Raw genomic sequence first — 23,028 nt, 5'->3', positions numbered from 1 at the left:
ACCAACCTAACCTAACCTCGCAATACTTTTGGTATTTATTCTTCAAGTATTGCTTCAAGGTTATTTATTGCATAATAAAAGCCTTTTACAGATCAAAACATTGGTTATTTTCGTAAGTAATTATAAACTACAGTATGCGCTTATATTTTTTTGGAGCCATTTTAGTATTTTCTCAAATTCTTATCGCACAAGAAAAATACCCACAAGATGTTTTTCAATCCCCTTTGGACATTCCCTTAATTTTAGCCGGAACTTTTGGTGAACTGCGTTCCAACCATTTTCATGCTGGAATAGACATTAAGACCCAAAGAAGGCAGGGGCTACCTGTCCTCGCCATTGCAGACGGCACTGTTACCCGTATTAAAATATCGCAATGGGGTTATGGTAAAGCACTTTACGTTGCCCACCCTAACGGATATACTTCTGTGTATGCCCACCTTCAAAAATTTGGTCCAGAGATCGAGGATTTCATAAAAAAGATTCAATACAGAAAACAATCTTATGAAGTTGAAGTGTTTCCGGATTATGGGGAATTAAAAGTACTTAAAGGAAGTACTATTGCTTACTCTGGTAATACCGGAGGTTCATCCGGACCTCACCTACATTTTGAAATAAGAAGCAGCGTTACCGAGAAACCTACCAATCCATTGTTATATGGCTATGAGATCAGAGATGCCACAAACCCATCTTTAGTAGGGCTTTTTGGATATCCTTTGTCTAATGATGCCATTGTAAACCAAAGTGCAAAAAAGATACAGCTCAACTTCTCCAAACAACCAGACGGTACCTTTTTGGCAGACAAAATAAATGCGATAGGTACAATTGGGTTTGGCTTTAATGGATTTGACCGTCAAGATATGGCAGCCAACAAAAATGGGGTTTATTCCGTAAAGCAAACCGTAAATGGAAAAACGTACTCTGAATATCACTTTGAAACCTTCTCTTTTGGAGAAACAAGGTATATCAATACTTTAATTGATTATGAACATTTTGGAAAATTCAGACAACGTATACAAAAGTGCTTTAAAGAACCTTACAACCGCTTAGCTATTTATAAAACCCTCTACAACAATGGAAAAATAACCATCAAAGAGGGATTATCCTACAATATTGAGTTATTGATTTCGGATATTGAGGGAAATAAAACAAAACTTATCATCCCAGTGGAAGGAAAAAGGGAGGCAATTAAAATAAAAAGAAATGATAATAAGACCGATGATTATATCATTGCGGACAAACCCAACAATTTTGATTTAGGTGCGGCTAAAGTTTATTTTCCGGCAAACACATTTTATGAAGACTTTTACATTGACTTAAAAAAAGGCGGTGACACTGTTACAATTCATAACAATAGTGTCGCTGCTCATAGGAATTTTACGATTAGCTTTGATGTTTCCAAATATGCCCCCGGCAATAGAAAACAACTCTTTATAGCCCGTCTTGATAAAGACATGGAGCCAAGGCATTCTAAAACCTACAAACGAGACGGTTCTTTTACAACACGCACACGCACATTGGGAACCTACACTCTGGTCAAGGACAGTATTTCTCCAACGATTACGGCCAGAAATTTTAAAGAGAAGCAATGGTTGAGCAATTATAGCTATTTAAGTTTAGGAATAAGTGATGACCTAAGTGGAATACAAAGTTATACAGCAACCCTCAATGGAGAATGGATTTTAATGGAATATGAACCTAAAACAAAGACCATTACATACAACTTTGATGATAAGATTCTAAATAAGACACAATGCAAACTCAAGGTGATTGTAACCGATAATGTCGGCAATTCCAGTACCTTTGAGCATTCTTTTTTCAGAAAATAGTGTATTGACCGTTACAAAACCCATAATTGTAATACTATTGATTTTTGGGATGTTCGCTGCCAAAAGTCAGACGGCCTCGGTTGCAGGGACAGTTTTAGATCAAAACAATCTTCCAATTTCCAATGTAAATATTGTATCCGGGAATTTAGGGACCACCACCGACAATAATGGGTACTATATTCTTCAATTAACCGCGGAAACCAAGAACACCATTACTTTTTCTCATTTAGGTCATGAAAACGTGATTCTTGAAAACCTAGTTTTGACCACAAACGAAACTTTTGAATTTAATCCGGTAATGAAAAGGGATGCAATTCAAGTTGCTGGAGTTGATGTTACCGCTACAGGAAAAAAGAGTATTGAAGGTATTACAACGATTTCTCCAGAAGTGGTGCGTAAAATACCTGGGGCCAATGCAGGGGCGGAAAACATTCTAAAACTTTTACCAGGTGTTTCTTTTAACAACGAATTGAGCACCCAATACAACGTTCGCGGTGGCAATTTTGATGAAAATCTAGTTTATGTCAATGGTATTGAGGTCTATCGGCCTTTTCTTGTAAGATCTGCCCAACAAGAAGGCTTGAGTTTCGTGAACAGTGATATGATTACCGGCCTGGAATTTTCTTCTGGAGGATTTCAAGCAAAATATGGGGATAAACTATCCTCTGTTTTGGATATCACTTATAAAAATCCTGTTGATTTTTCATTACGTGTTCAAGGAAGTCTTTTAGGAGCTGGCACCACTTTGGAGACCATTTCAAAAAACAAAAAATTTAGCAGTATCACTGGCGTTCGTTATAGAGATAACAGCTTGTTCGTAAATACGCAACGGACAGAGACCAACTTCAATCCAAAATTTGTAGATGCCCAAAGTTATCTTACCTACAGATTTTCCAAGAAGTATCATTTAAGTTTTTTAGGAGCTTTTTCAATTAATGATTATCAAAACGAACCTCTTACACGCCAAACTAATTTTGGAACCATTAATGACCCTAGAGCATTACTTGTTTTTTACGAGGGGCAAGAAAACAGCAAGTATAATAATGCTCTTGGTGCCTTAAAAGCTGATTATGTTGTGAATGACAACACCAAAATCGATATCATCACTTCTATTTACCATGCCCAAGAAGAAGAATTCTCAGATGTCATAGCATCATATGAACTAGGTGAAATAGATACTGGTTTGGGTAGCGAGAATTTAGGCGAGGTAACAACTTCTAGAGGTATTGGATCACAAATTAATAGAGCCAGAAACCAATTGGATGCCCTAATTTTTAATTTTTCTCATCGTGGTAAATTCAACAAAGAGGGAAAATCTTTGGAATGGGGAGTCAAATTTACCCATGAAGACATTCGTGACCAACTTAGAGAAAGTGAATTTATTGATTCCGCAGGTTTTTTTATCCGTCCTAACGAACCTGAATTTGTCAACAATCAACCAGAAGAACCATTTACGGGAAATATTGTTGCCTTTGAAAGCGTTCAAGCCACCAATTTTGTAAAAACCAATCGATTCTCCGGATTTGCGCAATACAGTCAACAGACCAAATTAGGGCCACATGATGTTTATTTCAATTTGGGCTTAAGGGCACAACATTGGGTTTTAAGTGGAGAGGCGTTTGATGATAATTCCCAAACACTTTTTAGTCCAAGAGGGCAGTTCTCCATAAAACCAGATTGGAAAAAAGACATTCTTTTCAGGTTTGCAATGGGAAGTTACCAACAACCTCCCTTTTATAGAGAATTAAGGGATTTAACCGGAACCATAAACCCAAACGTAGAAGCTCAAAAATCCGTCCATTATGTATTGGGAAGTGAATTCAGTTTTAATCTTTGGGACAGGCCTTTTACCTTAATCAGTGAAGCCTATTACAAAGACCTGACCAACGTAAATACGTATACAGTAGAAGATGTTAGAGTTAGGTATGCTGCCCAAAACAATGCAACGGCCTTCGCTTATGGGTTCGATTTCAGGCTTACTGGAACTTTTGTTCCGGGTGCAGAATCTTGGGTAAGTTTAGGATACCTGCAAACAGAAGAAAATATTGATAATAGAGGGTTTATTTCTAGACCAACGGACCAACGTTTAAAATTTGCCGTATTGTTTCAGGATTATGTGCCAACAATTCCAAACCTTAAGCTATATCTTAACCTTGTTTATAACACTGGTGTTCCCGGAGGTTCACCAAATAACGCAGATCCGTATCAATTTCAGAATAGATTAAGAGATTATAGAAGGGCGGATATGGGAATTTCCTATATTTTTGCCGACAGTAAGAATCAATATCCACAAGGGCATTGGTTGCATAAGTTTAAAGAATTTAGTTTTGGTTTTGAAATCTTTAATATGTTCAACAATCAAAACTCCATAACAAACACTTGGGTCAGGGACGTGGATTCCCAAAGACAATTTGCTGTACCCAATTTTTTGACAAGCCGTATTCTTAATGTAAAATTTGGAATGCGATTTTAAAATATGTTGATGAAAAAAATCATTCCCCTTTTTGCCTTTTTGATCGTTACTCTGGGGTACGCTCAAAAAAACATTTATGAAAACAGGAAATTTGATGAGCTAAGTGAAAACCACAAGGTATTGGCCATAGTTCCTTTCATAGCAAACTTGGACCTTAAAAGGGACGTAAACCAAGAAGAACTAAAAAGTTTGGCGAAAAGAGAAGGCTATGCTGTACAAAACGCCTTGGAAACTTACTTTTCCAAACGAAAAAAACGTAAAAAGTTCAATGTAGAATTCCAGAATATAGAGGATACCAATGCCATTCTTAGTCAAAATGGAATCAAGTATGACAATCTGGACATTTACACCATTACCCAGCTGTGCAAAATCTTAAAAGTTGACGGCATTATTAGCGGCAACCTTAGTTTGAACATTCTGCTTTCCAAAGGCGTACCTACAGATTTTAACCTTTTAGATTACTTTAGTGGAGATGCCAACTATGGAAGGATTGGAGTGAAAGTCAGTGACGGAAATTCTGGAAAGCTTCTTTGGAAATATGAAAAAGCCATCACTAAAAAAACAGGCAAAAATACAACGGAGCTTATTGACAGAATGATGAAATTAGCGTCCCGTAAGTTTCCATACGACAAAGAAAAAAAGCAACGAAAAAACAAGAGTTAGCTCTGGGCAAATTCTTTGAGTATTTCTATGGTATAATCCAATTCTTGAATGGTATTGTACTTAGAGAAAGAGAAACGAAGAGAAGGTTTTTCCAATTCCGTATCATCCAATATTTCTGTAAGTACGTGCGACCCCATATTGCTTCCAGACTGGCATGCGCTTCCTTTAGAACAGGCTATTCCTTTTATATCCAAATGAAAAAGTAGCATCAATCCCTTTTGTTTGTCAAAGGGCAATCGCACATTCACCAAGGTGTAGGTGCTTTTATCCATATCTCCCGAAAAGCCATTAAACTCTACTTCTGGAATTTCCTTCTTTATTTTTTCTACAAAATGTTGCTTTAAACCCCTTACAAGTTTAACCTCTTCCTCTAGATTTTCATAAGAACTCACAAAGGCCTCTTCTAAACCAACAATGTTATGAAAAGGTTCTGTACCAGCCCTAAAACCGCGTTCTTGCGAACCCCCAAAAATCATGGGTTTTAATCCTGAGTTTTTTCTAATGAATGCAAACCCAATTCCTTTAGGGCCATGGAATTTATGGGCAGCAGCTGTAAAAAAGTCAATAGGTATCTTTTCTACATCCCAAGGATAATGCCCTACGGATTGAACGGTATCTGAATGAAAAAACGCATCGTTCTCTTTGCATATCTCTCCAATAGCCGCAATGTCAGTTATATTCCCAATTTCATTGTTAACATGCATTAAACTAACCAATTTCTTTGAGGCATCTTTAGCCAATAACTCCTCAAGATGAGCAAGAACCGGATTACCTTTGGCATCTAAATCAACATAATCAAGCGAAATACCATATTCCTTTTCCAGCTCCTCAGCTGTATGCAAAACGGCATGGTGTTCAATTTTTGAGGTAATTATTGTTTTCACTCCTAAATCCCGTACAGCACAACGCAAGATCATATTGTCAGCTTCCGTACCGCCAGATGTGAAAATAATCTCCGAAGGTTGGGCATTTAAAGTTTTTGCAATGGTTTTTCGCGCTTTTTCCACGGCTGTCTTTGCAGATCTTCCGTAACTATGGGTTGAAGATGGGTTTCCATAATACAAGGCCAAAGCTTCTTGCATTTTAGCAATAACCCCTTCTCTTACTTGGGTAGTTGCCGCATTGTCCAAATACACTTTTTGCATGATTTAGCTATCATTTTAACTAGCTCAAAAATAAGCCAAATAAAGTTAATTTCTTTTAAAGTATTTATTAGTCTTGGTGTATTAAAACGGAATTCTTTTAAATTTGGCGTATGAGAAAATTATCGCTCCCAATCTTGCTAATGTTGGTGCTATCTTGTAGTGATGGTGATTTACAAATTGAAACAATAGATTTTGACAATGTTTTGCCACAATCTTGCAATGATCTTGAGGCTTCATCAACAAATGTTTTGTTCAAGATCAACGTTGATGAGGCTTTAATCTTGGATTTACAAAGTAGTGTTTTGAACAATGGTGTGGTTGGAGAAACTGTTACTACCGAGAGCACTGTGCCAGGTCAAACCAGCATAACTTACCGTATTTTTTCAGGTGATGTCAGCAACAACTATTTTTGCGATGAGATTCCACCTGTTACCCCTACAGTTGTTCAAGAAATAGTGGCAGAGGACGGATTGGTCACTGTACAGACCACTGCTGATGCGGACAGCACAAATTTTGTTCACACCATAAGTCTGAGCGGTGTTTCCTTTGTAACCGCCGCTGGTGAACGCATTACAAATTTGACCATTGATGAATTCGGGGAAGTTACAACGGTAATTCCCAACTAAGAATTTTGATATATATAGACCTCTGTTGCACCTAGCCCATATTTTTGGTAGTCCGCATCATAAAACTTGATGTTATCATATTTCCTAAATAGATAATACAGTTCCTCTTTAAGGACGCCTTCACCCACTCCATGTATAAAAATCACTTTTTGAATACGTTTGTCCATTGCAAAGTGCAACTGTCTTTTGGCACTCTCCAACTGTAAGTTTAGCATTTCGAAATTGGAAAGGCCCTTTGTCGATTTTACTAACTGATTCACATGCAAATCCACCTCCATTTTAGGTGCATTTCGCTCTTTTGGCTTTAAAACAGGAATTGGTTTCTTTTTGGTAAGCTCCTTGGCTTTTTGGCCTTGTGCAGCTTCAAAATTTGTAACATTTATACCCCCTTCTACCTTTACAAGTTCTTTGGTAGCATACTTCAGCGTAAAACCGTCAGAGGTGACAAGGGTAATCACATCCCCATCCTTTGCCTTGACCATACCGGATATGGTTTCGTCCAACACTGCCACTTGATCACCTATATTAAAGACCGCCATCCTTAAAATTCTTTGCTGAAAATATTTTGAAAAGTTTAATATCAATAGCAAAAATAGTAGTATTTTTCTTGGCAGTAATTGCTATTATGTATCTACAACCGACTATTTTCTTGCTTTATGCAAAGAACTATATGTTGCCTTGCCTAAACAAGAAACTGTTTGGCTTTGAATGTCCTGGATGTGGTATGCAACGTTCAGTCAGTTTAATTTTTCAGGGTGAGTTTTTAGCTGCATTTACAATGTATCCGGCTATTTATCCGTTATTTTTACTGTTCAGTTTTTTATTGGTAAATAACTTTCGTAAAATTAAACACGCCAATCAAATTATTATTACCCTAGGTATTGTTAGCGTAGCAACTATTTTAACCAATTATTTATTTAAACTTTTACAATAACTTTAAAATTATGGAACAAAAAAAGCTGCCAAATGGGGTATTGAGTATTGTCCTTGGTATTTTCGGATTCATTTGTTGCTGTACCGGTATTTTTGGTACAATTTCATCAGGAATTGGTTTTTTCCTGGCTACAAAATCTGAAAAACTGTATAAGGAAAACCCGGATGAATATGATAATTACAGTCAGATAAAAACTGGGAAAATAATATCGCTAATAGCGCTTATTTTAAGTGTGTTGATGGTGGTAAGATGGATTTACATTATTTATAACGCAGGTGGATTTGGGGAGTTCATTGAAGAATTCAAGTCTGCTTATCAAGAAGCAATGGAACAATATAATTAATAACTAAATATTTAATCAACTATAATGGAAAACAATTCAAACATGCCGCCTAAACCAGATAATTATTTGGTCTGGGCCATTTTAAGCACAATATTCTGTTGTATTGCTACGGGAATTGCAAGTATTATTTACGCCTCTAAAGTTAATGAAGCATATGCCAGAGGTGAATATGAAGAAGCTCAAAAAGCATCTAAAAACGCAAAAATGTGGGCGTTGATAGGTGCTGGCCTTTCAGTTTTGATTTGGATCATCTATTTCGCAATATTTGGATTTGCAATTCTTGGAGGTATGGCAAATGCCGGAAGCTATTAAAAAAATATCCGTAATAGTATTTTTAGGAGTATTGTCTGTTTTGGCAATACTCCTTTACTTTTCTTTCAATCCGGAAAGAGGACTGTTATTTCCAAAGTGCCCTTTTAATACATACCTTGGAATTTACTGTTCCGGATGTGGGAGCCAAAGGGCAATTCATGATTTACTGCATTTAAGAATCAAAGATGCCATAAGCCATAATCTATTGTTCCTTCCAGCCATGTTCGTTATTGGGCAACATGTAACCTCAAAATTGGGAATTTTAAAGCAGGAAAGTCTTCTTAACCATAGATATTCTCCATTGGTTATTTTAGGTATAGTCCTTCTTTTTATGGTATTGCGAAATTTAAAAGGTTTTCCTTTTGAGTATCTGGCACCTTAATTCGCCACTTCACTAATGAATTTGAGCCTGTAGAGCCTTAATTCTTCATCTTCATAGTCGCCATCAAACTCATCAATTGCTTGAGATATGGAGTCTGAATCTGCTTCTAAAAAATATTCATGGATTTCTTCTTGTTGGTCTTCGTCAAGTATTTCATCAACCCAATACCCAATGTTCAACTTTGTTCCGCTAAATACAATCTGTTCCATTTCTTTAATAAGAGATGGCAATTCCAAACCCTTTGCCGAAGCAATATCATCTAAAGGCAACTTTCTGTCAACATTTTGGATGATGTACAGTTTTAAACCAGAATTGGCACCAGTGCTTTTAACCACAAGATCATCTGGTCTGATGATATCGTTCTCTTCCACATAACCGGCAATTAGATTTAAAAATGGTTTGCCATACTTTTTGGCCTTTCCTTCTCCAACCCCGTGAATGGTAAGGAGCTCTTCATTGTTAATAGGATATTTTAGGGCCATATCCTCCAAAGATGGATCCTGAAACACCACAAAAGGTGGTACACCAATCTTTTTTGCTTCATTTTTTCGCAAATCACGCAACAATTTCAGCAATTTATCATCTGTAGAGCCACCTCCCGATTTACTTGCTGTTATGATGGCATCATTATTCTCCTCGCTATAAATATGGTCTTTGGTCATTAGAAAAGAGCAGGGTTCAATTAAAAAATTCCTGCCTGCTTCGGTTAAATGTAAAATACCGTATTGCTCAATTTCTTTTTTTAACAGGCCTGCCACCAGCACCTGCCTAGTCAATGCCATCCAATAAGCTTCATCCCTTTCAGAGCCAATTCCGAAGAAATCCTTTTCGTCTGTTTTGTGTGATGATATCATGGCATTTACTTTGCCAACCAATATTTTTACGGTTTCTTTTGTCTTAAATTTTTCGTTGGTTCCTTTAACAACGGTCAAAAGTTTAATTACATCATCTTGAGCCTCTTCTTTTTTCTTGGGGTTTCTTGCATTATCATCCATATCCGCACCTTCTCCCTTTTCCCCATCAAAATCTTCCCCAAAATAATGGAGGATGAATTTTCTGCGAGACATAGAAGTTTCTGCATATGCTACAATTTCTTGTAAGAGAGCATTCCCGATTTCCTGCTCAGCCACTGGTTTTCCAGACATGAACTTTTCTAATTTTTCAACGTCCTTGTAAGAATAAAACGCCAAACAATGTCCCTCACCACCATCTCTTCCTGCTCTTCCTGTCTCTTGATAGTAACTTTCAATACTTTTTGGAATGTCATGATGAATCACAAAACGCACATCTGGTTTATCTATGCCCATGCCAAAGGCAATTGTGGCAACTACCACATCAACATCTTCCATTAAAAACATGTCTTGGTACTTTGACCGTGTTTTAGCATCAAAACCGGCATGATATGGCACCGCACTAACCCCATTAACCTGTAAAACTTGGGCCAGTTCTTCTACTCTTTTTCTACTAAGACAATAGATAATCCCAGATTTTCCTTGGTTCTGTTTTACAAAACGAATGATATCGCCATCAACATTTTGTGTTTTAGGGCGTACTTCATAAAACAAATTGGGTCTGTTAAAAGATGCCTTGAAAACCTTGGCATCTGTCATTCCTAAGTTTTTGATAATATCTTCCTGCACCTTTGGCGTAGCCGTTGCAGTAAGCCCAATAATGGGAATGTTTTCACCCAAACGATTAATTATACTTTTTAGATTGCGATACTCTGGCCTAAAGTCATGACCCCATTCTGAGATACAGTGTGCTTCGTCCACCGCGACAAAGGATAGTGGAACACCTTTTAAAAACTCCACGTTCTCCTCCTTTGTCAAAGACTCCGGAGCAACGTATAATAATTTCGTGATCCCATTGGTAATATCTTCTTTTACCTGTTTTACCTCAGTTTTTGTTAGTGAAGAATTTAAAACATGGGCAATGCCGTGCTCATCGGATACACCGCGAATGGCATCAACTTGGTTCTTCATAAGCGCAATTAAGGGAGAAACCACGATAGAGGTACCCTCTTTCATAATTGCCGGCAGTTGATAACAAAGAGACTTGCCTCCACCTGTAGGCATTATTACAAAAGTGTCCTTGTTCTCTAGTATGTTTTGTATTACTTTTTCTTGTAGCCCCTTAAATTTTGAAAAACCAAAATATTTTTTTAGTGAGGAGTGCAAATCGGTATTAGTAAGACCCATTTCCGTATTTTCGATTTAAATCTGGCAATCTAAATTATAAGACTGCAAATTTTTAATTTTGAATATCAATTTTAAGGAAGAAGTATTCTATCCTCCATAAATGGTTAGTAAAAGATAGTTTGTTTAGTTTTGTAATCTTAAATATAACATATTCTTTTAGGAATACAATTAGATAATCTGTTTATTACATTGAACAACATCCAGTCTATTTTATCCATTGCGAAAAGAACCATTGAAACTGAGAGTAAGGCCATACAAAATTTGGTCAACCTACTTGATGAACAATTCGCCCATGCCGTACAATATATTCTAGCATCCGAAGGAAGGGTTGTGGTATCCGGAGTCGGCAAAAGTGCTATAATAGCATCTAAAATTGTTGCTACCCTTAATTCTACGGGCACGCCAGCCATCTTTATGCATGCTGCTGATGCCATTCATGGAGATTTAGGAACCATCCAAGAAAATGATGTTGTAGTATGCATCTCTAAGAGTGGAAACACCCCCGAAATAAAGGCACTACTCCCTTTGATAAAGATTGGAAAGAACAAATTAATAGGCATTACCGGAAACATGGATTCTGTGTTGGCTAAACAGGCAGATTTTGCTCTAAGCACCTATGTTGAGAAAGAAGCTTGCCCAAACAATCTGGCTCCCACCACAAGTACTTCCGCACAATTGGCAATGGGAGATGCCCTTGCAATAAGCCTTTTGGAGCTTAGGGGATTTAGTAGTTCAGACTTTGCCAAGTACCACCCAGGTGGCGCTTTGGGCAAAAAACTATACCTACGTGTTGCGGACATTGTTATAAACAATCAGAAACCTCTTGTTGATGCTAACTCAAGTGTAAAAAAGGTTATTGTTGAGATATCTGAGAAAATGTTAGGTGTAACTGCCGTAATGGAAAACAATGCAGTTGTTGGTATCGTAACGGATGGAGATATTAGAAGAATGCTGAGTAAATATGATAATATAAATGGTCTTACGGCAAAAGATATTATGACCTCAAATCCTAAATCAGTAGATGTTGATACATTGGCAGTTAAGGCATTGGCTATACTTCAGGGAAAAGGGATTTCACAGCTTCTGGCTTTTGACAAAGGCCAATATGCAGGTGTGGTTCATATTCATAACCTCATAAACGAAGGAATTCTATAATGGCAAAAAAGTTAGAGAACCCTGACGAAATGTCTTTTTTAGACCATTTGGAAGAATTAAGGTGGCACTTAATTAGGTCTGTAGTTGCAATTGTTTTAGTAGCCTGTGCTGCTTTTTTTATGAAGGACTTCATCTTTGATACAGTTCTTTTTGGTCCCAAAAAAATGGATTTTCCAACCTACCAGTTTTTTTGTAAAATAGCCACCTTCTTTGGAATCAACTCTGAATTTTGTTCAGATTCATTACCGTTTACCATACAGAACCGCACAATGGCCGGGCAGTTTTCTGCTCATATTTGGACATCTATTTGGGCTGGTTTCATCATTGCATTTCCATATGTTTTATGGGAAGTTTGGCGATTTATTAGCCCAGGACTCCATGAAAATGAACGCAAACATTCTAGAGGTTTTATTCTTGTGGCATCAGCACTCTTTTTTATGGGGGTGCTATTTGGCTATTACGTAGTGGCCCCTTTGTCCATTAATTTTTTGGGGACCTATCAAGTAAGCAAAGAGGTGCTCAATGAGATCGATATTAGTTCTTTTATTGCCACTGTAAGAGCCTCGGTCATTGCTTGCGGAATAATGTTTGAGCTTCCCATCATCATTTACTTTTTAACCAAAGTTGGATTGGTAACCCCAGAAATCTTAAAAAAATACAGAAAAATAGCTCTGGTTGTTGTCCTTATTCTGTCTGCGGTAATAACCCCTCCTGATGTGGCAAGTCAAATTGTGGTATCCGTTCCAGTACTTATTTTATATCAGATCAGTATTTATATTTCAAAAGTGGTTTTAAAAAAAGAGGCAAAAAAGGCAAAAAGGAATGCAAAATAAAGTAGAAGAGTTCAATACCTATCGTTCTCAAATGAACGACAAATTATTGGCGGAAAACAATAAACTAATCAAGAGGATTTTTAATTTAGATACCAACGCTTTCATGGCAGGAGCATTGGACGTAAAAACAAAAGAACTTTTGGGACTCGTGGCTTCAGCGGTAATGCGTTGTGATGATTGCGTAAAATACCATTTAGAAAGCTCCAAGAACGAAGGTGTAACCAAGGAAGAAGTTATGGAAACCCTCGGTATTGCAACTTTGATAGGAGGTACTATAGTTATCCCGCACCTAAGGCGAGCGTTTGAATACTGGGAAGAATTGGAAAATATGGAGACATAAAAAATTCACAAAGTCCAATGCCTGATCTGGATTATGTTTAGTTTTGACGAATTCTTATGAAGCTAAGAGCTGAAAACATTATGAAGGCCTATAGAGGCCGAAAAGTTGTAAAAGGAATTTCTCTTGAAGTAAATCAAGGGGAGATCGTTGGCCTATTAGGGCCAAATGGTGCTGGAAAAACCACTTCATTTTATATGATTGTTGGTCTAATAAAACCAAACGGCGGAAAAATCTACTTGGATAACATGGAAATTACCAATTTCCCCATGTATAAACGAGCTCAAAACGGAATTGGCTATTTGGCCCAAGAAGCTTCAGTTTTTAGAAAGTTGAGCATTGAAAAAAATATTTTAAGCGTTCTGCAGCTTACCAAATTAAGCAAGAAAGAACAACATATGAAAATGGAATCCTTGATTGATGAATTTGGTTTAGGCCATATTCGAAAAAACAGAGGGGACCTATTATCAGGTGGTGAGCGTAGACGAACAGAAATTGCACGTGCGTTGGCAACCGACCCTAAATTCATACTTTTAGATGAACCCTTTGCCGGTGTTGACCCTGTTGCTGTAGAAGATATTCAACGAATAGTTGCCCAACTAAAAAACAAGAATATTGGTATTTTGATCACAGACCATAATGTACAGGAAACCTTGGCTATAACAGAACGGTCTTATTTAATGTTTGAAGGAGGCATATTAAAAGCGGGTATCCCAGAAGATTTGGCACAAGACGAAATGGTAAGAAAAGTGTACCTAGGTCAAAATTTTGAGCTCAGAAAAAAGAAATTGGATTTTTAGGCTTTCTTGCTATTTGTAGTTAACAGTGAAGCTAAAATATAAAATACCACAATAAGGGGGACTGCCAGAAATTTTAAAGTAAGCAGCATAACCAAACTTCCAATCAAAAAAAGATAGCGGACCGAGTTATCCTTAAAACTCCAGTTATCGAACTTCAGTGCAAACAGTTTTATTTTAGAATTCAGTAAATAAGCGCTTACCAAAGTTAAGCCCATTAAAAACCATTGATTTAGAATAACCTCGTTCAATTCATTACTGTTATGATATAGCAAAATCAAGGGTAACGCAAGGATAAAAAGGCTATTTGCAGGTGTGGGCAATCCAATAAAAGAAGAAACTTGGTTTTCATCCAAGTTGAATTTAGCCAATCTATATGCAGAGGCCAAAGTGATAATAAATCCGAAAAAAGGAAGTATGGTCATCTCCGTTTCGTGGCCAAAGAACCCAAGATTCCAACCACCGGTTTCCGACATTTGCAATAATTGGAACATTACAATCCCAGGCACCAATCCACTTGTAACCATGTCCGCCAAAGAATCTAGTTGAACGCCTATCTCGCTTTGAACGTTTAAAAGACGAGCTGCCAATCCATCAAAAAAATCAAAGAAAATTCCTATAAACACAAAAAGTGCAGCCAGTTCTAGATGGTTCAGCACAGCAAAGACGGTTGCTACACAACCACTTAATAGATTGAGAAGTGTTAAAAAGTTGGGAATGTATCGCCTCATATGCTTCGATTTTCGTAAAAATAAGGTAAAAAACAAAGTGTTGGGTTTTCATGTTCCTCCTTGTGGTATTTATTTAGATATTTGCGCTGATAAAGTCAGAAATGAGACATTACATTTTCTTTTTGGTAATGCTTTTTATAGTTGGGAAAAGTAGTTTTTCCCAAACCCCTACCCTAACCGAAAATTCCAAAATCAGTTTTCTTACCTGTGCATCAGGAGATCAGCTCTTTTCTGCTTTTGGCCATAGCGCTTTTCGCGTTCAAGATTCTGTTTTAGGCATTGACGTGGTCTACAATTATGGAACTTTTGACTTTAACAGACCCAACTTCTATTTAAACTTTGCCAAAGGAAAATTGATTTATTCACTTTCCAGAAGAAGTTTTGATAGATTTCTGTTTGAATATGAAATGGAAAAGAGATGGGTAAAAGAGCAGATTTTGGACCTGAGTTTAGCGGAAAAAAACAACTTGCTCATTTTTTTCGAGAATAATTATTTACCAGAAAACAGGGATTATCTATACGACCCCTTACTGAACAACTGCTCTAGTATTACAGGAGATATCTTAGTACAGCAATTTGGCGATGCCATCGTTTTTGACGGTTCACATTTAGATAGGTTATACTCTTTTAGGGAGCTTGTAAGACAAAATTTGGACATTAATTCATGGTCCTCTTTTGGTATTGATTTAGCTTTTGGAGCTGTAGTGGATAGAAAGGCAACTGTAAAAGAGCACATGTTTTTGCCTTATTATGCCATGGAACAGATGAGAAATACAACAAAGAGTGGCAAACCTCTGTTAGAAAGGGAACGTACCATCCTAGACTACAGCGAACATACCAGAAATGGTTTCTTTCCAATGTCTCCGCTATTTTGGTTCACTTTATTGTTTTTGTTCACGGGCATAGTAACATATCTTGACCACAAACATAAAACTCGAAGCCGTTGGCTAGACTTTTCATTGTTTTTGATAACTGGGATTATTGGCACCTGCATACTATTGCTATGGTTCGCCACTGACCACACTTCCACCCCAAAAAATTTTAATTCTTTGTGGGCCCTACCTTTAAATTTAGTTGTTGCTTTTGTTTTTGTGTTTCAAAATCAATTGCCCACTTGGTTGCCTAAATATATTTGGTTTGCTTTAGCGCTTCTATGTGTTTTGATCTTATTGTGGATTTTAGGGGTTCAAGTTTTTTCTCCAATAGTAATTCCTTTACTTTTAACTTTGGCAACCCGCTATTTCTATCTCTTAAAATTCATGAAGAAGTAGGAGAATCACCGTAAATTATTTCAATGAATTTATTGACCGTAGAAAATATATCTAAATCTTATGGAGAGCTGGTTCTTTTCTCCGACATTTCCTTTGGAATAAACAAAGACCAAAAAATTGCGCTAATTGCCAAAAATGGAAGCGGAAAAACTTCCATTCTCAATATCATTTCTGGCAAGGACAGCTCAGAAACTGGACAAGTGACAAGCAGAAAAGGAATAAAAATTGCCTTTTTGGAACAAGAACCTAATCTAAATCCAGATTTAACCATTGAGGAAACCATTTTCAGTACGGATAATGAAGTTTTAAAAATTATCTCCAACTATGAGCAGGCCGTTCAAAATCCTGATAATGCAGAACAATACCAAAAAGCTTTTGAAGCTATGGAGCGGCATAACGCTTGGGATTTTGAGACCCAATACAAACAGATTCTCTTTAGATTACATTTAGATAAGCTTCATTTAAAAGTAGGAACGCTATCTGGTGGACAAAAAAAACGCCTGGCTCTAGCCAACGCTATCCTGAACAGGCCAGACTTACTTATTCTAGATGAACCAACAAATCATTTAGATTTAGAAATGATCGAATGGTTAGAGGCTTATTTCACTAAAGAAAACATAACCCTTTTCATGGTTACGCATGATCGCTATTTCTTAGAGCGCGTTTGTAATGAAATCATAGAACTGGACAATAATCAATTGTACAGCTATAAAGGTAATTACTCCTATTATCTAAGGGAAAAAGAAGCGCGAATGGAGCGTGAAGTTGTTGAACAGCACAAATCAAAATTGCTTTTTAAAAAAGAATTGGATTGGATGCGCAGACAACCAAAGGCCCGTACTACCAAATCCAAATCCAGAATTGATGATTTTAAAGAAATAAAACAAAAGGCACACCAAAGAAGAAGCGATCATCAAGTGCAATTGGAGTTAAACATGGAGCGCTTAGGAAGTAAAATTTTAGAACTGCACAATGTTTCCAAATCATTCGATGATAAGATTATTTTAGAAAAGTTTGACTATAACTTCTCTAAAGGAGAACGTGTTGGGATAATTGGTGAAAATGGAACAGGAAAATCCACATTCTTAAACATCATTACCCAAAAAGAAACTGTTGATGGAGGAAAAGTAGTAGTGGGTGATACCCTAAAATTTGGGTACTACACTCAAAAAGGAATACATGCAAAGGAAGGACAAAAGGTTATTGATGTTATTAGGGAATTTGGAGATTACATTCCCTTAAAAAAGGGAAAACAGATTTCGGCACAACAATTATTGGAGCGCTTTCTTTTTGACCGAAAAAAACAGTATGATTTTGTTGAAAAACTAAGTGGTGGAGAACGTAAACGTTTATATCTCTGTACTGTTCTTATCCAAAACCCAAACTTCCTAATTTTGGATGAACCCACCAACGATCTGGATATTGTTACCTTGAATGTTTTAGAGAGTTTTTTATTGGACTTTCCTGGGTGCTTGATCGTAGTCTCCCATGACCGTTATTTTATGGATAAAATTGTGGATCATTTGTTTGTATTTAAAGGAAAGGGGATTATAGAAGACTTTCCTGGAAATTACTCAGATTACAGAACCTATGAAAGTAGCAAGGTAATAGCAGAGCGAGAGGCTAAAAACCACAGCTCAGAAAAAATCGAAAAAACCAGTTGGAAAGAAAAAGGAGTTTCTAAAAAGCTTTCTTATTCAGAACAAAAGGAGCATAAACAGCTAGAAAAGGAAATACAAAAATTAGAAGAACAAAAAAAAGTATTGCATACTAATTTTACTGACCCTGCTTTAACTGGAGATGAAATTGCACAGTTATCTATTGAGTTGAAGAAAATATCAGACTCAATTGAAACCAAAACCGAACGCTGGTTTGAACTTTCTGCCATTTTAGAGGGATAATCAAATGTATTTTAAATTTATTTCATTCCTTAAATTCCTTATTAAATCAACTAATCAGCATGGTGTCCACTCCCCTTTTGTTTTCAATTATGTTACTAAATGCCTGTACTCAAAGCAAAAATGGGGCAAAGCAAAATCAATCAACATACTCCTAAAAAGTATTGCATACTTTAACTATAAACACATTGAGCTTGATGGAAATCAAGATCTTAATAGCCTGTTACGAATCCATTTTCCAAATACTGTCATAGGGGGAAATACGATTGATTTAGTTTATGCCGAAGAATTGGAAATTGATACGCTGAAGCAGTTGTTTTCTGAAGGCAAACTCCACAATAACAGCATGATTTTCATCAACTCAATTCATCAAACTGCCAAAAAACAAAAGCTTTGGAGAAAACTTGTTGAACTGCCAATAGTCACGGTAAGCATAGATATGTTCCATTGCGGAGTTCTTTTTATCAGAAAGGAACAAGTAAAAGAACATTTCACCATCCGGATTTAAAAAAGTAATTTTATGTATCAAAAACACTTCTATCATGAGTGATACTATTTATTACATTTTAGGGGTTTTGGCCATCATTTATCTAGTAATACTTTTTAAAAATAGACGAGGTACAAGAAATAGAAAGTCCCGTAAATTTATGGACGGTAAACGTAGACATGAAAAATGAAAATTTATACCAAAACCGGCGATAAGGCCACCACAGCTCTTTTTACAGGCAAACGAGTACCCAAACACCATATTAGAATTGAAAGCTATGGCACTGTAGATGAGTTGAACTCCTTTTTGGGATTGTTGCGAGACCAAGAGATTGATTCAGATTCGAAAGAAATTCTTGCCTTGATCCAAAACAAACTCTTCACCGTGGGTGCTATTTTGGCGACCGAGCCAAAAAAAGAAAACCGTTTGAAAATCCCCAAAATAACTCTGGACGATATTCAACTTTTAGAGGAGAAAATTGATCAAATGAACGAAAAACTTCCAGAGATGACCCATTTTATACTTCCTGGAGGGCATACAACCGTGTCATACTGTCATATTGCCAGAACAATTTGCAGACGGGCAGAGCGTATGATTTCGTACCTACACGAAAATGAGCCAATACCAGACACTCTTCTTGCATACGTAAACCGTCTTTCCGATTACCTTTTTGTCTTGGCACGGAAGTTGTCAAAAGATTTGCATGCAGAAGAGGTCAAGTGGATTCCTGAAAAATTGGACTAATAAATCCCTATTTTCTGCGTTACAGATTAACAAGTTGAAAATATTTTTTAAATAATGTCAATTTTGCTTGGCAAATTGAGTTTAAAAATTATTTTTGCAAAAAATTTAAAATCAAACCGTTACTATGTACTGGACATTAGAATTAGCTTCATATTTAAGTGATGCGCCTTGGCCAGCCACCAAAGACGAATTAATAGATTATGCTATCCGTACCGGAGCGCCATTGGAAGTTGTTGAAAATCTTCAATCAATGGAGGAAGAGGGTGGTGAAATTTACGAGTCCATCGAGGAAATATGGCCCGATTATCCCACTGAGGAAGATTACCTCTGGAATGAGGACGAGTATTAATTTTAGAAAAACAAACACTACTAAAAAGTCTCTTTTGAGGCTTTTTTTTATGTAATTTTGACAGCCTAGCAAAAGGTTTCTACCCTTCTCTGGACAATGGAACAGCTTTTGCAATCCAAAAGAAAAATTATTCATGAGCTTTATTAATTCCGTACTTAAGGTTTTTGTTGGAGATAAATCAGAAAAAGACGTAAAATCGCTACAGCCTTTGGTCAAAGAGATAAAATCCTTTGAAAAACAGCTTGAAGAATTGTCCCACGATGAACTAAGACAAAAAACTATTTCCTTTAAATCTCAGATACAAGATGATTGCAAGGAATTAGATGATAAAATCAAAGCCCTTAAAGAAGAAGTTCAAAATTCAACAGATATAGATCGCAATGAAGAAATCTATGCTGAAATTGATAAGCTGAACGAAGAGGCCTACAAAATTTCGGAAAATACTCTAAATACTATTCTTCCAGAAGCTTTTGCTGTGGTCAAGGAAACCGCAAAACGTTTTGCGGCCAACGAAACCATTACCGTGACCGCCACTGAATTTGACAGGTCACTTTCTGGTTCAAAAGACTATGTTACCCTTGATGGGGACAGTGCCGTATGGAAAAATTCTTGGGACGCAGCCGGAAAAGAAGTTACCTGGGACATGGTGCACTATGATGTTCAGCTTATTGGAGGTATAGCACTGCACCAAGGAAAAATTGCAGAGATGCAAACCGGAGAAGGTAAAACTTTGGTGGCCACCCTTCCACTCTACTTGAATGCATTGCCTGGCAAAGGATCACATTTGGTAACTGTAAACGATTATCTGGCTAAAAGGGATAGTGCATGGATGGCTCCTATTTTTGAATTTCATGGTCTTTCCGTGGATTGTATAGATAAACATCAACCAAATTCCGAAGGAAGGAGAGCAGCTTACAACTCTGATATTACCTATGGTACCAACAATGAATTTGGTTTTGACTATCTAAGAGACAATATGGCCCATACACCAGATGACCTAGTGCAGCCTCCGCATCATTATGCCATAGTGGATGAGGTTGATTCCGTTTTGGTGGATGATGCCCGTACGCCCTTGATCATTTCTGGTCCGGTTCCAGAGGGTGACAGACACGAATTCAATGAATTAAAACCAAAAGTTAGCGATATTGTTCAAAAACAAAGACAATATTTAACAGGTGTATTGGCAGAAGCCAAAAAGTTGATTAACGAAGGAGATACAAAAGAAGGCGGGTTTCAACTATTGCGAGTGCATAGAGGTTTGCCAAAAAACAAGGCGCTTATCAAGTTCTTAAGTGAAGAAGGTGTGAAGCAGTTGCTGCAAAAGACCGAAAACTTCTATATGCAGGACAATAACCGTGAAATGCCCAAGGTTGATGCAGAGTTGTTGTTCACAATTGATGAAAAGAACAATCAAATTGAACTAACGGACAAAGGGGTTGATTACATTTCTGGAGATCAGGACAAGGACTTTTTTGTAATGCCAGATATTGGTGGCGAAATTGCAAAAATAGAAGATCAAAATTTAGAGATTGAAAAGGAAGCTGAACTCAAAGAAGAGCTTTTTAAAGAATTTGCCGTTAAAAGTGAGCGAATCCATACCATGAGCCAATTGTTAAAGGCTTATACCCTTTTTGAAAAAGATGTAGAGTATGTGGTCATGGAAAACAAGGTTATGATCGTAGATGAGCAAACTGGTCGAATTATGGACGGAAGACGATACTCCGATGGTCTCCACCAAGCAATTGAAGCCAAAGAGAGTGTAAAGATTGAGGCCATGACCCAAACTTTTGCTACCATTACTCTTCAGAATTACTTTAGAATGTACAACAAGCTGGCTGGGATGACCGGTACAGCTGTTACGGAAGCCGGTGAATTCTGGGAAATCTATAAGTTGGATGTAATGGAGATTCCAACCAATAGGCCCATTGCACGTGATGATAGACATGATCTTATCTACAAGACCAAGCGTGAAAAGTACAATGCCATTATTGAAGAAGTTACCCAATTATCAAATGCAGGGAGACCTGTATTGATAGGTACCACATCAGTAGAAATATCTGAGCTGCTTTCTAAACTATTGAGCGTTAGAAAAGTTCCACACAACGTACTTAACGCAAAGCTTCATAAAAAAGAAGCAGATATTGTTGCAGAGGCCGGTAATGCAGGTATTGTTACCATTGCTACCAACATGGCAGGTCGTGGAACCGATATTAAACTGAGTACCGAGGTAAAAGATGCTGGTGGATTGGCCATTGTAGGCACAGAGCGCCACGATTCAAGACGAGTGGACAGACAGTTACGTGGCCGTTCTGGACGTCAAGGTGATCCGGGAAGCTCACAGTTCTATGTTTCATTAGAGGACAACTTAATGCGCTTGTTCGGTTCGGACAGGGTTGCAAAAATGATGGACCGCATGGGCTTGGAAGACGGAGAGGTAATACAGCACTCGATGATGACCAAATCCATTGAACGTGCCCAGAAAAAAGTAGAAGAGAATAATTTTGGCATTCGTAAGCGTTTGCTGGAATATGATGATGTAATGAACGCTCAGCGTGAGGTTGTTTACAAAAGAAGACGTCATGCATTACAAGGAGAACGCCTTAAAGTGGATATTGCCAATATGATCTATGATACGTCTGAAGTTATTGCCGATACCAACAAAGCCGCAGATGACTACAAAAATTTTGAGTTTGAATTGATCAAATATTTTTCAATTACTTCTCCCGTAACTGAAGAGGAATTTAAAAGGTTGAGTTTTCAGGAGATTGCAACTAGTGTCTACAATGCCGCTTATGATTTCTATCAGCAAAAAATGGAGAGAAGTGCTACGGTAGCTTTTCAGGTAATCAAAAAGGTATATGAAGATCAGTCCAATAAATTTGAACGTATTGTAGTTCCGTTTACAGATGGCATTAAATCTCTCAACGTAGTAACCAATTTGGAAGGGGCCTATTCCAGTAATGGAAAACAATTGATCACTGATTTTGAAAAGAATATTTCTTTGGCCATCATAGATGATTCTTGGAAAACACATTTGCGTAAAATGGATGAATTAAAGCAATCCGTACAATTGGCAGTTCACGAACAAAAAGATCCTCTTTTAATATACAAGTTCGAAGCTTTTGAACTTTTTAAAGAAATGATTGACAAGGTGAACAAAGAGATTATTTCCTTCTTGTTCAAAGGAGAATTACCTTCAGAAAATACAAATCAGATTCAAGAGGCCAGAAATGTTCGTAGGCCAAAGGAAAACATACAAACTTCAAAAGAAGAAATCCCCAACAGCGATGAATTGGCCGCTCAAAATAGGGCAGCTGGGCAAACTCAAAGAGGAAGACCTCCCGTGACAGAAACAATTGTTAGAGAGAAGCCGAAAATTGGAAGAAATGACCGGGTCACTATTAAAAATGTAATGTCGGGGGAAAGTAAGACTGTTAAATACAAACAAGCGGAACCTCTCATACTCAAAGGTGAATGGGTATTAGTGGAAGACTAACCCCAATAAACAGAAAACAATTAAACGA

23 protein-coding genes are annotated in these 23,028 nt (G+C 37.2%); 19 read left to right on the top strand and 4 right to left on the bottom strand.

Going from position 1 to position 23,028, the window contains the following annotated elements; all coding sequences use genetic code 11:
- Positions 1-134 precede the first annotated feature (134 nt).
- From DKG77_RS08630 to DKG77_RS08620, 3 genes are read left to right on the top strand one after another with little or no spacing between them, the layout of a single operon-like run.
- Positions 135-1,826, top strand: coding sequence for a M23 family metallopeptidase (locus tag DKG77_RS08630; protein ID WP_109662191.1), 1,692 nt, complete (start codon positions 135-137; stop codon positions 1,824-1,826).
- Positions 1,780-4,299 (top strand): TonB-dependent receptor, encoded by a 2,520-nt coding sequence (locus tag DKG77_RS08625; protein WP_417935468.1) that lies wholly within the window; start codon positions 1,780-1,782, stop codon positions 4,297-4,299. Before DKG77_RS08630 ends, DKG77_RS08625 begins: the two co-directional genes overlap by 47 nt.
- 9 nt (positions 4,300-4,308) lie before the next feature.
- Entirely contained in the window at positions 4,309-4,962 is a 654-nt protein-coding gene (locus tag DKG77_RS08620) for a hypothetical protein (protein WP_109663689.1), read from the top strand.
- Here the strand turns inward: DKG77_RS08620 and DKG77_RS08615 are convergent.
- On the bottom strand, positions 4,959-6,107 hold the full coding sequence (locus DKG77_RS08615) for a cysteine desulfurase family protein (RefSeq protein ID WP_109662189.1): 1,149 nt from the start codon (positions 6,105-6,107) through the stop codon (positions 4,959-4,961). The genes DKG77_RS08620 and DKG77_RS08615 overlap by 4 nt on opposite strands.
- A gap of 110 nt (positions 6,108-6,217) precedes the next feature.
- On the opposite strand from DKG77_RS08615, the gene DKG77_RS08610 reads away from it, so the two are divergent.
- Positions 6,218-6,733: a hypothetical protein gene (locus DKG77_RS08610; RefSeq protein WP_109662187.1), complete on the top strand. Its 516-nt coding sequence runs from the start codon at positions 6,218-6,220 to the stop codon at positions 6,731-6,733.
- Here DKG77_RS08610 and DKG77_RS08605 read toward each other — a convergent pair.
- Positions 6,730-7,272, bottom strand: a complete 543-nt coding sequence (locus DKG77_RS08605; RefSeq protein ID WP_109663687.1) for a Smr/MutS family protein — start codon at positions 7,270-7,272, stop codon at positions 6,730-6,732. The two genes, DKG77_RS08610 and DKG77_RS08605, sit on opposite strands and share 4 nt — an antisense overlap.
- Before the next feature lie 26 nt (positions 7,273-7,298).
- Here DKG77_RS08605 and DKG77_RS08600 point away from each other — a divergent pair, with 26 nt between their 5' ends.
- From DKG77_RS08600 to DKG77_RS08585, 4 genes are read left to right on the top strand one after another with little or no spacing between them, the layout of a single operon-like run.
- On the top strand, positions 7,299-7,667 hold the full coding sequence (locus tag DKG77_RS08600) for a DUF2752 domain-containing protein (RefSeq protein WP_313789837.1): 369 nt from the start codon (positions 7,299-7,301) through the stop codon (positions 7,665-7,667).
- Positions 7,668-7,677: 10 nt separating this feature from the next.
- Positions 7,678-8,010, top strand: a complete 333-nt coding sequence (locus DKG77_RS08595; RefSeq protein ID WP_109662186.1) for a CCC motif membrane protein — start codon at positions 7,678-7,680, stop codon at positions 8,008-8,010.
- A 24-nt stretch (positions 8,011-8,034) separates the two neighbouring features.
- Positions 8,035-8,322, top strand: a complete 288-nt coding sequence (locus tag DKG77_RS08590; RefSeq protein ID WP_109662184.1) for a CD225/dispanin family protein — start codon at positions 8,035-8,037, stop codon at positions 8,320-8,322.
- The gene (locus DKG77_RS08585) at positions 8,306-8,704 is read left to right on the top strand and encodes a DUF2752 domain-containing protein (RefSeq protein WP_109662182.1); all 399 of its coding nucleotides are present in this window, start codon (positions 8,306-8,308) and stop codon (positions 8,702-8,704) included. The genes DKG77_RS08590 and DKG77_RS08585 overlap by 17 nt, the downstream gene beginning before the upstream one ends.
- On the opposite strand, the gene DKG77_RS08580 is transcribed toward DKG77_RS08585, so the two are convergent.
- Positions 8,701-10,902 carry a RecQ family ATP-dependent DNA helicase gene (locus DKG77_RS08580; RefSeq protein WP_109662181.1) on the bottom strand — a complete coding sequence of 734 codons (2,202 nt, stop codon included), beginning with the start codon at positions 10,900-10,902 and terminating at the stop codon, positions 8,701-8,703. The genes DKG77_RS08585 and DKG77_RS08580 overlap by 4 nt on opposite strands.
- A 189-nt stretch (positions 10,903-11,091) precedes the next feature.
- Here DKG77_RS08580 and DKG77_RS08575 point away from each other — a divergent pair, with 189 nt between their 5' ends.
- From DKG77_RS08575 to lptB, 4 genes are read left to right on the top strand one after another with little or no spacing between them, the layout of a single operon-like run.
- Positions 11,092-12,057, top strand: coding sequence for a KpsF/GutQ family sugar-phosphate isomerase (locus tag DKG77_RS08575; RefSeq protein WP_109662179.1), 966 nt, complete (start codon positions 11,092-11,094; stop codon positions 12,055-12,057).
- Positions 12,057-12,890, top strand: coding sequence for a twin-arginine translocase subunit TatC (gene tatC / locus DKG77_RS08570; protein WP_109662177.1), 834 nt, complete (start codon positions 12,057-12,059; stop codon positions 12,888-12,890). Before DKG77_RS08575 ends, tatC begins: the two co-directional genes overlap by 1 nt.
- Positions 12,880-13,230 carry a carboxymuconolactone decarboxylase family protein gene (locus DKG77_RS08565; protein ID WP_109662175.1) on the top strand — a complete coding sequence of 117 codons (351 nt, stop codon included), beginning with the start codon at positions 12,880-12,882 and terminating at the stop codon, positions 13,228-13,230. The genes tatC and DKG77_RS08565 overlap by 11 nt, the downstream gene beginning before the upstream one ends.
- A 56-nt stretch (positions 13,231-13,286) precedes the next feature.
- The gene (gene lptB, locus DKG77_RS08560; RefSeq protein WP_109662174.1) at positions 13,287-14,027 is read left to right on the top strand and encodes an LPS export ABC transporter ATP-binding protein; all 741 of its coding nucleotides are present in this window, start codon (positions 13,287-13,289) and stop codon (positions 14,025-14,027) included.
- Here the strand turns inward: lptB and DKG77_RS08555 are convergent.
- Positions 14,024-14,755, bottom strand: a complete 732-nt coding sequence (locus tag DKG77_RS08555) for a CDP-alcohol phosphatidyltransferase family protein (RefSeq protein WP_109662172.1) — start codon at positions 14,753-14,755, stop codon at positions 14,024-14,026. The genes lptB and DKG77_RS08555 overlap by 4 nt on opposite strands.
- A 101-nt stretch (positions 14,756-14,856) precedes the next feature.
- Here DKG77_RS08555 and DKG77_RS08550 point away from each other — a divergent pair, with 101 nt between their 5' ends.
- The 7 genes from DKG77_RS08550 to secA all read left to right on the top strand — a co-directional run bounded on the left by DKG77_RS08550 (position 14,857) and on the right by secA (position 23,000).
- Entirely contained in the window at positions 14,857-16,026 is a 1,170-nt protein-coding gene (locus DKG77_RS08550) for a lipoprotein N-acyltransferase Lnb domain-containing protein (protein ID WP_109662170.1), read from the top strand.
- Between the two features lie 23 nt (positions 16,027-16,049).
- Positions 16,050-17,927, top strand: a complete 1,878-nt coding sequence (locus DKG77_RS08545) for an ABC-F family ATP-binding cassette domain-containing protein (protein ID WP_109662168.1) — start codon at positions 16,050-16,052, stop codon at positions 17,925-17,927.
- Between the two features lie 4 nt (positions 17,928-17,931).
- Positions 17,932-18,432 carry a hypothetical protein gene (locus tag DKG77_RS08540; RefSeq protein ID WP_109662167.1) on the top strand — a complete coding sequence of 167 codons (501 nt, stop codon included), beginning with the start codon at positions 17,932-17,934 and terminating at the stop codon, positions 18,430-18,432.
- Positions 18,433-18,466: 34 nt separating this feature from the next.
- Positions 18,467-18,601: a hypothetical protein gene (locus DKG77_RS17215; RefSeq protein ID WP_279305971.1), complete on the top strand. Its 135-nt coding sequence runs from the start codon at positions 18,467-18,469 to the stop codon at positions 18,599-18,601.
- Positions 18,598-19,155 (top strand): cob(I)yrinic acid a,c-diamide adenosyltransferase, encoded by a 558-nt coding sequence (locus DKG77_RS08535; protein WP_109662165.1) that lies wholly within the window; start codon positions 18,598-18,600, stop codon positions 19,153-19,155. Before DKG77_RS17215 ends, DKG77_RS08535 begins: the two co-directional genes overlap by 4 nt.
- 124 nt (positions 19,156-19,279) lie before the next feature.
- Positions 19,280-19,504 carry a DUF2795 domain-containing protein gene (locus DKG77_RS08530; RefSeq protein WP_013551418.1) on the top strand — a complete coding sequence of 75 codons (225 nt, stop codon included), beginning with the start codon at positions 19,280-19,282 and terminating at the stop codon, positions 19,502-19,504.
- 133 nt (positions 19,505-19,637) lie between these two features.
- Positions 19,638-23,000: a preprotein translocase subunit SecA gene (gene secA, locus DKG77_RS08525; RefSeq protein ID WP_109662163.1), complete on the top strand. Its 3,363-nt coding sequence runs from the start codon at positions 19,638-19,640 to the stop codon at positions 22,998-23,000.
- Positions 23,001-23,028: the final 28 nt, after the last annotated feature.

The sequence above is a fragment of the Flagellimonas aquimarina genome (assembly GCF_003149745.1).
GTDB classification, from domain to species: Bacteria; Bacteroidota; Bacteroidia; order Flavobacteriales; family Flavobacteriaceae; genus Flagellimonas; species Flagellimonas aquimarina.
The sequence above is the reverse complement of the archived record's forward strand: the minus strand, read 5'-3'. Positions and strand labels throughout refer to the sequence as shown.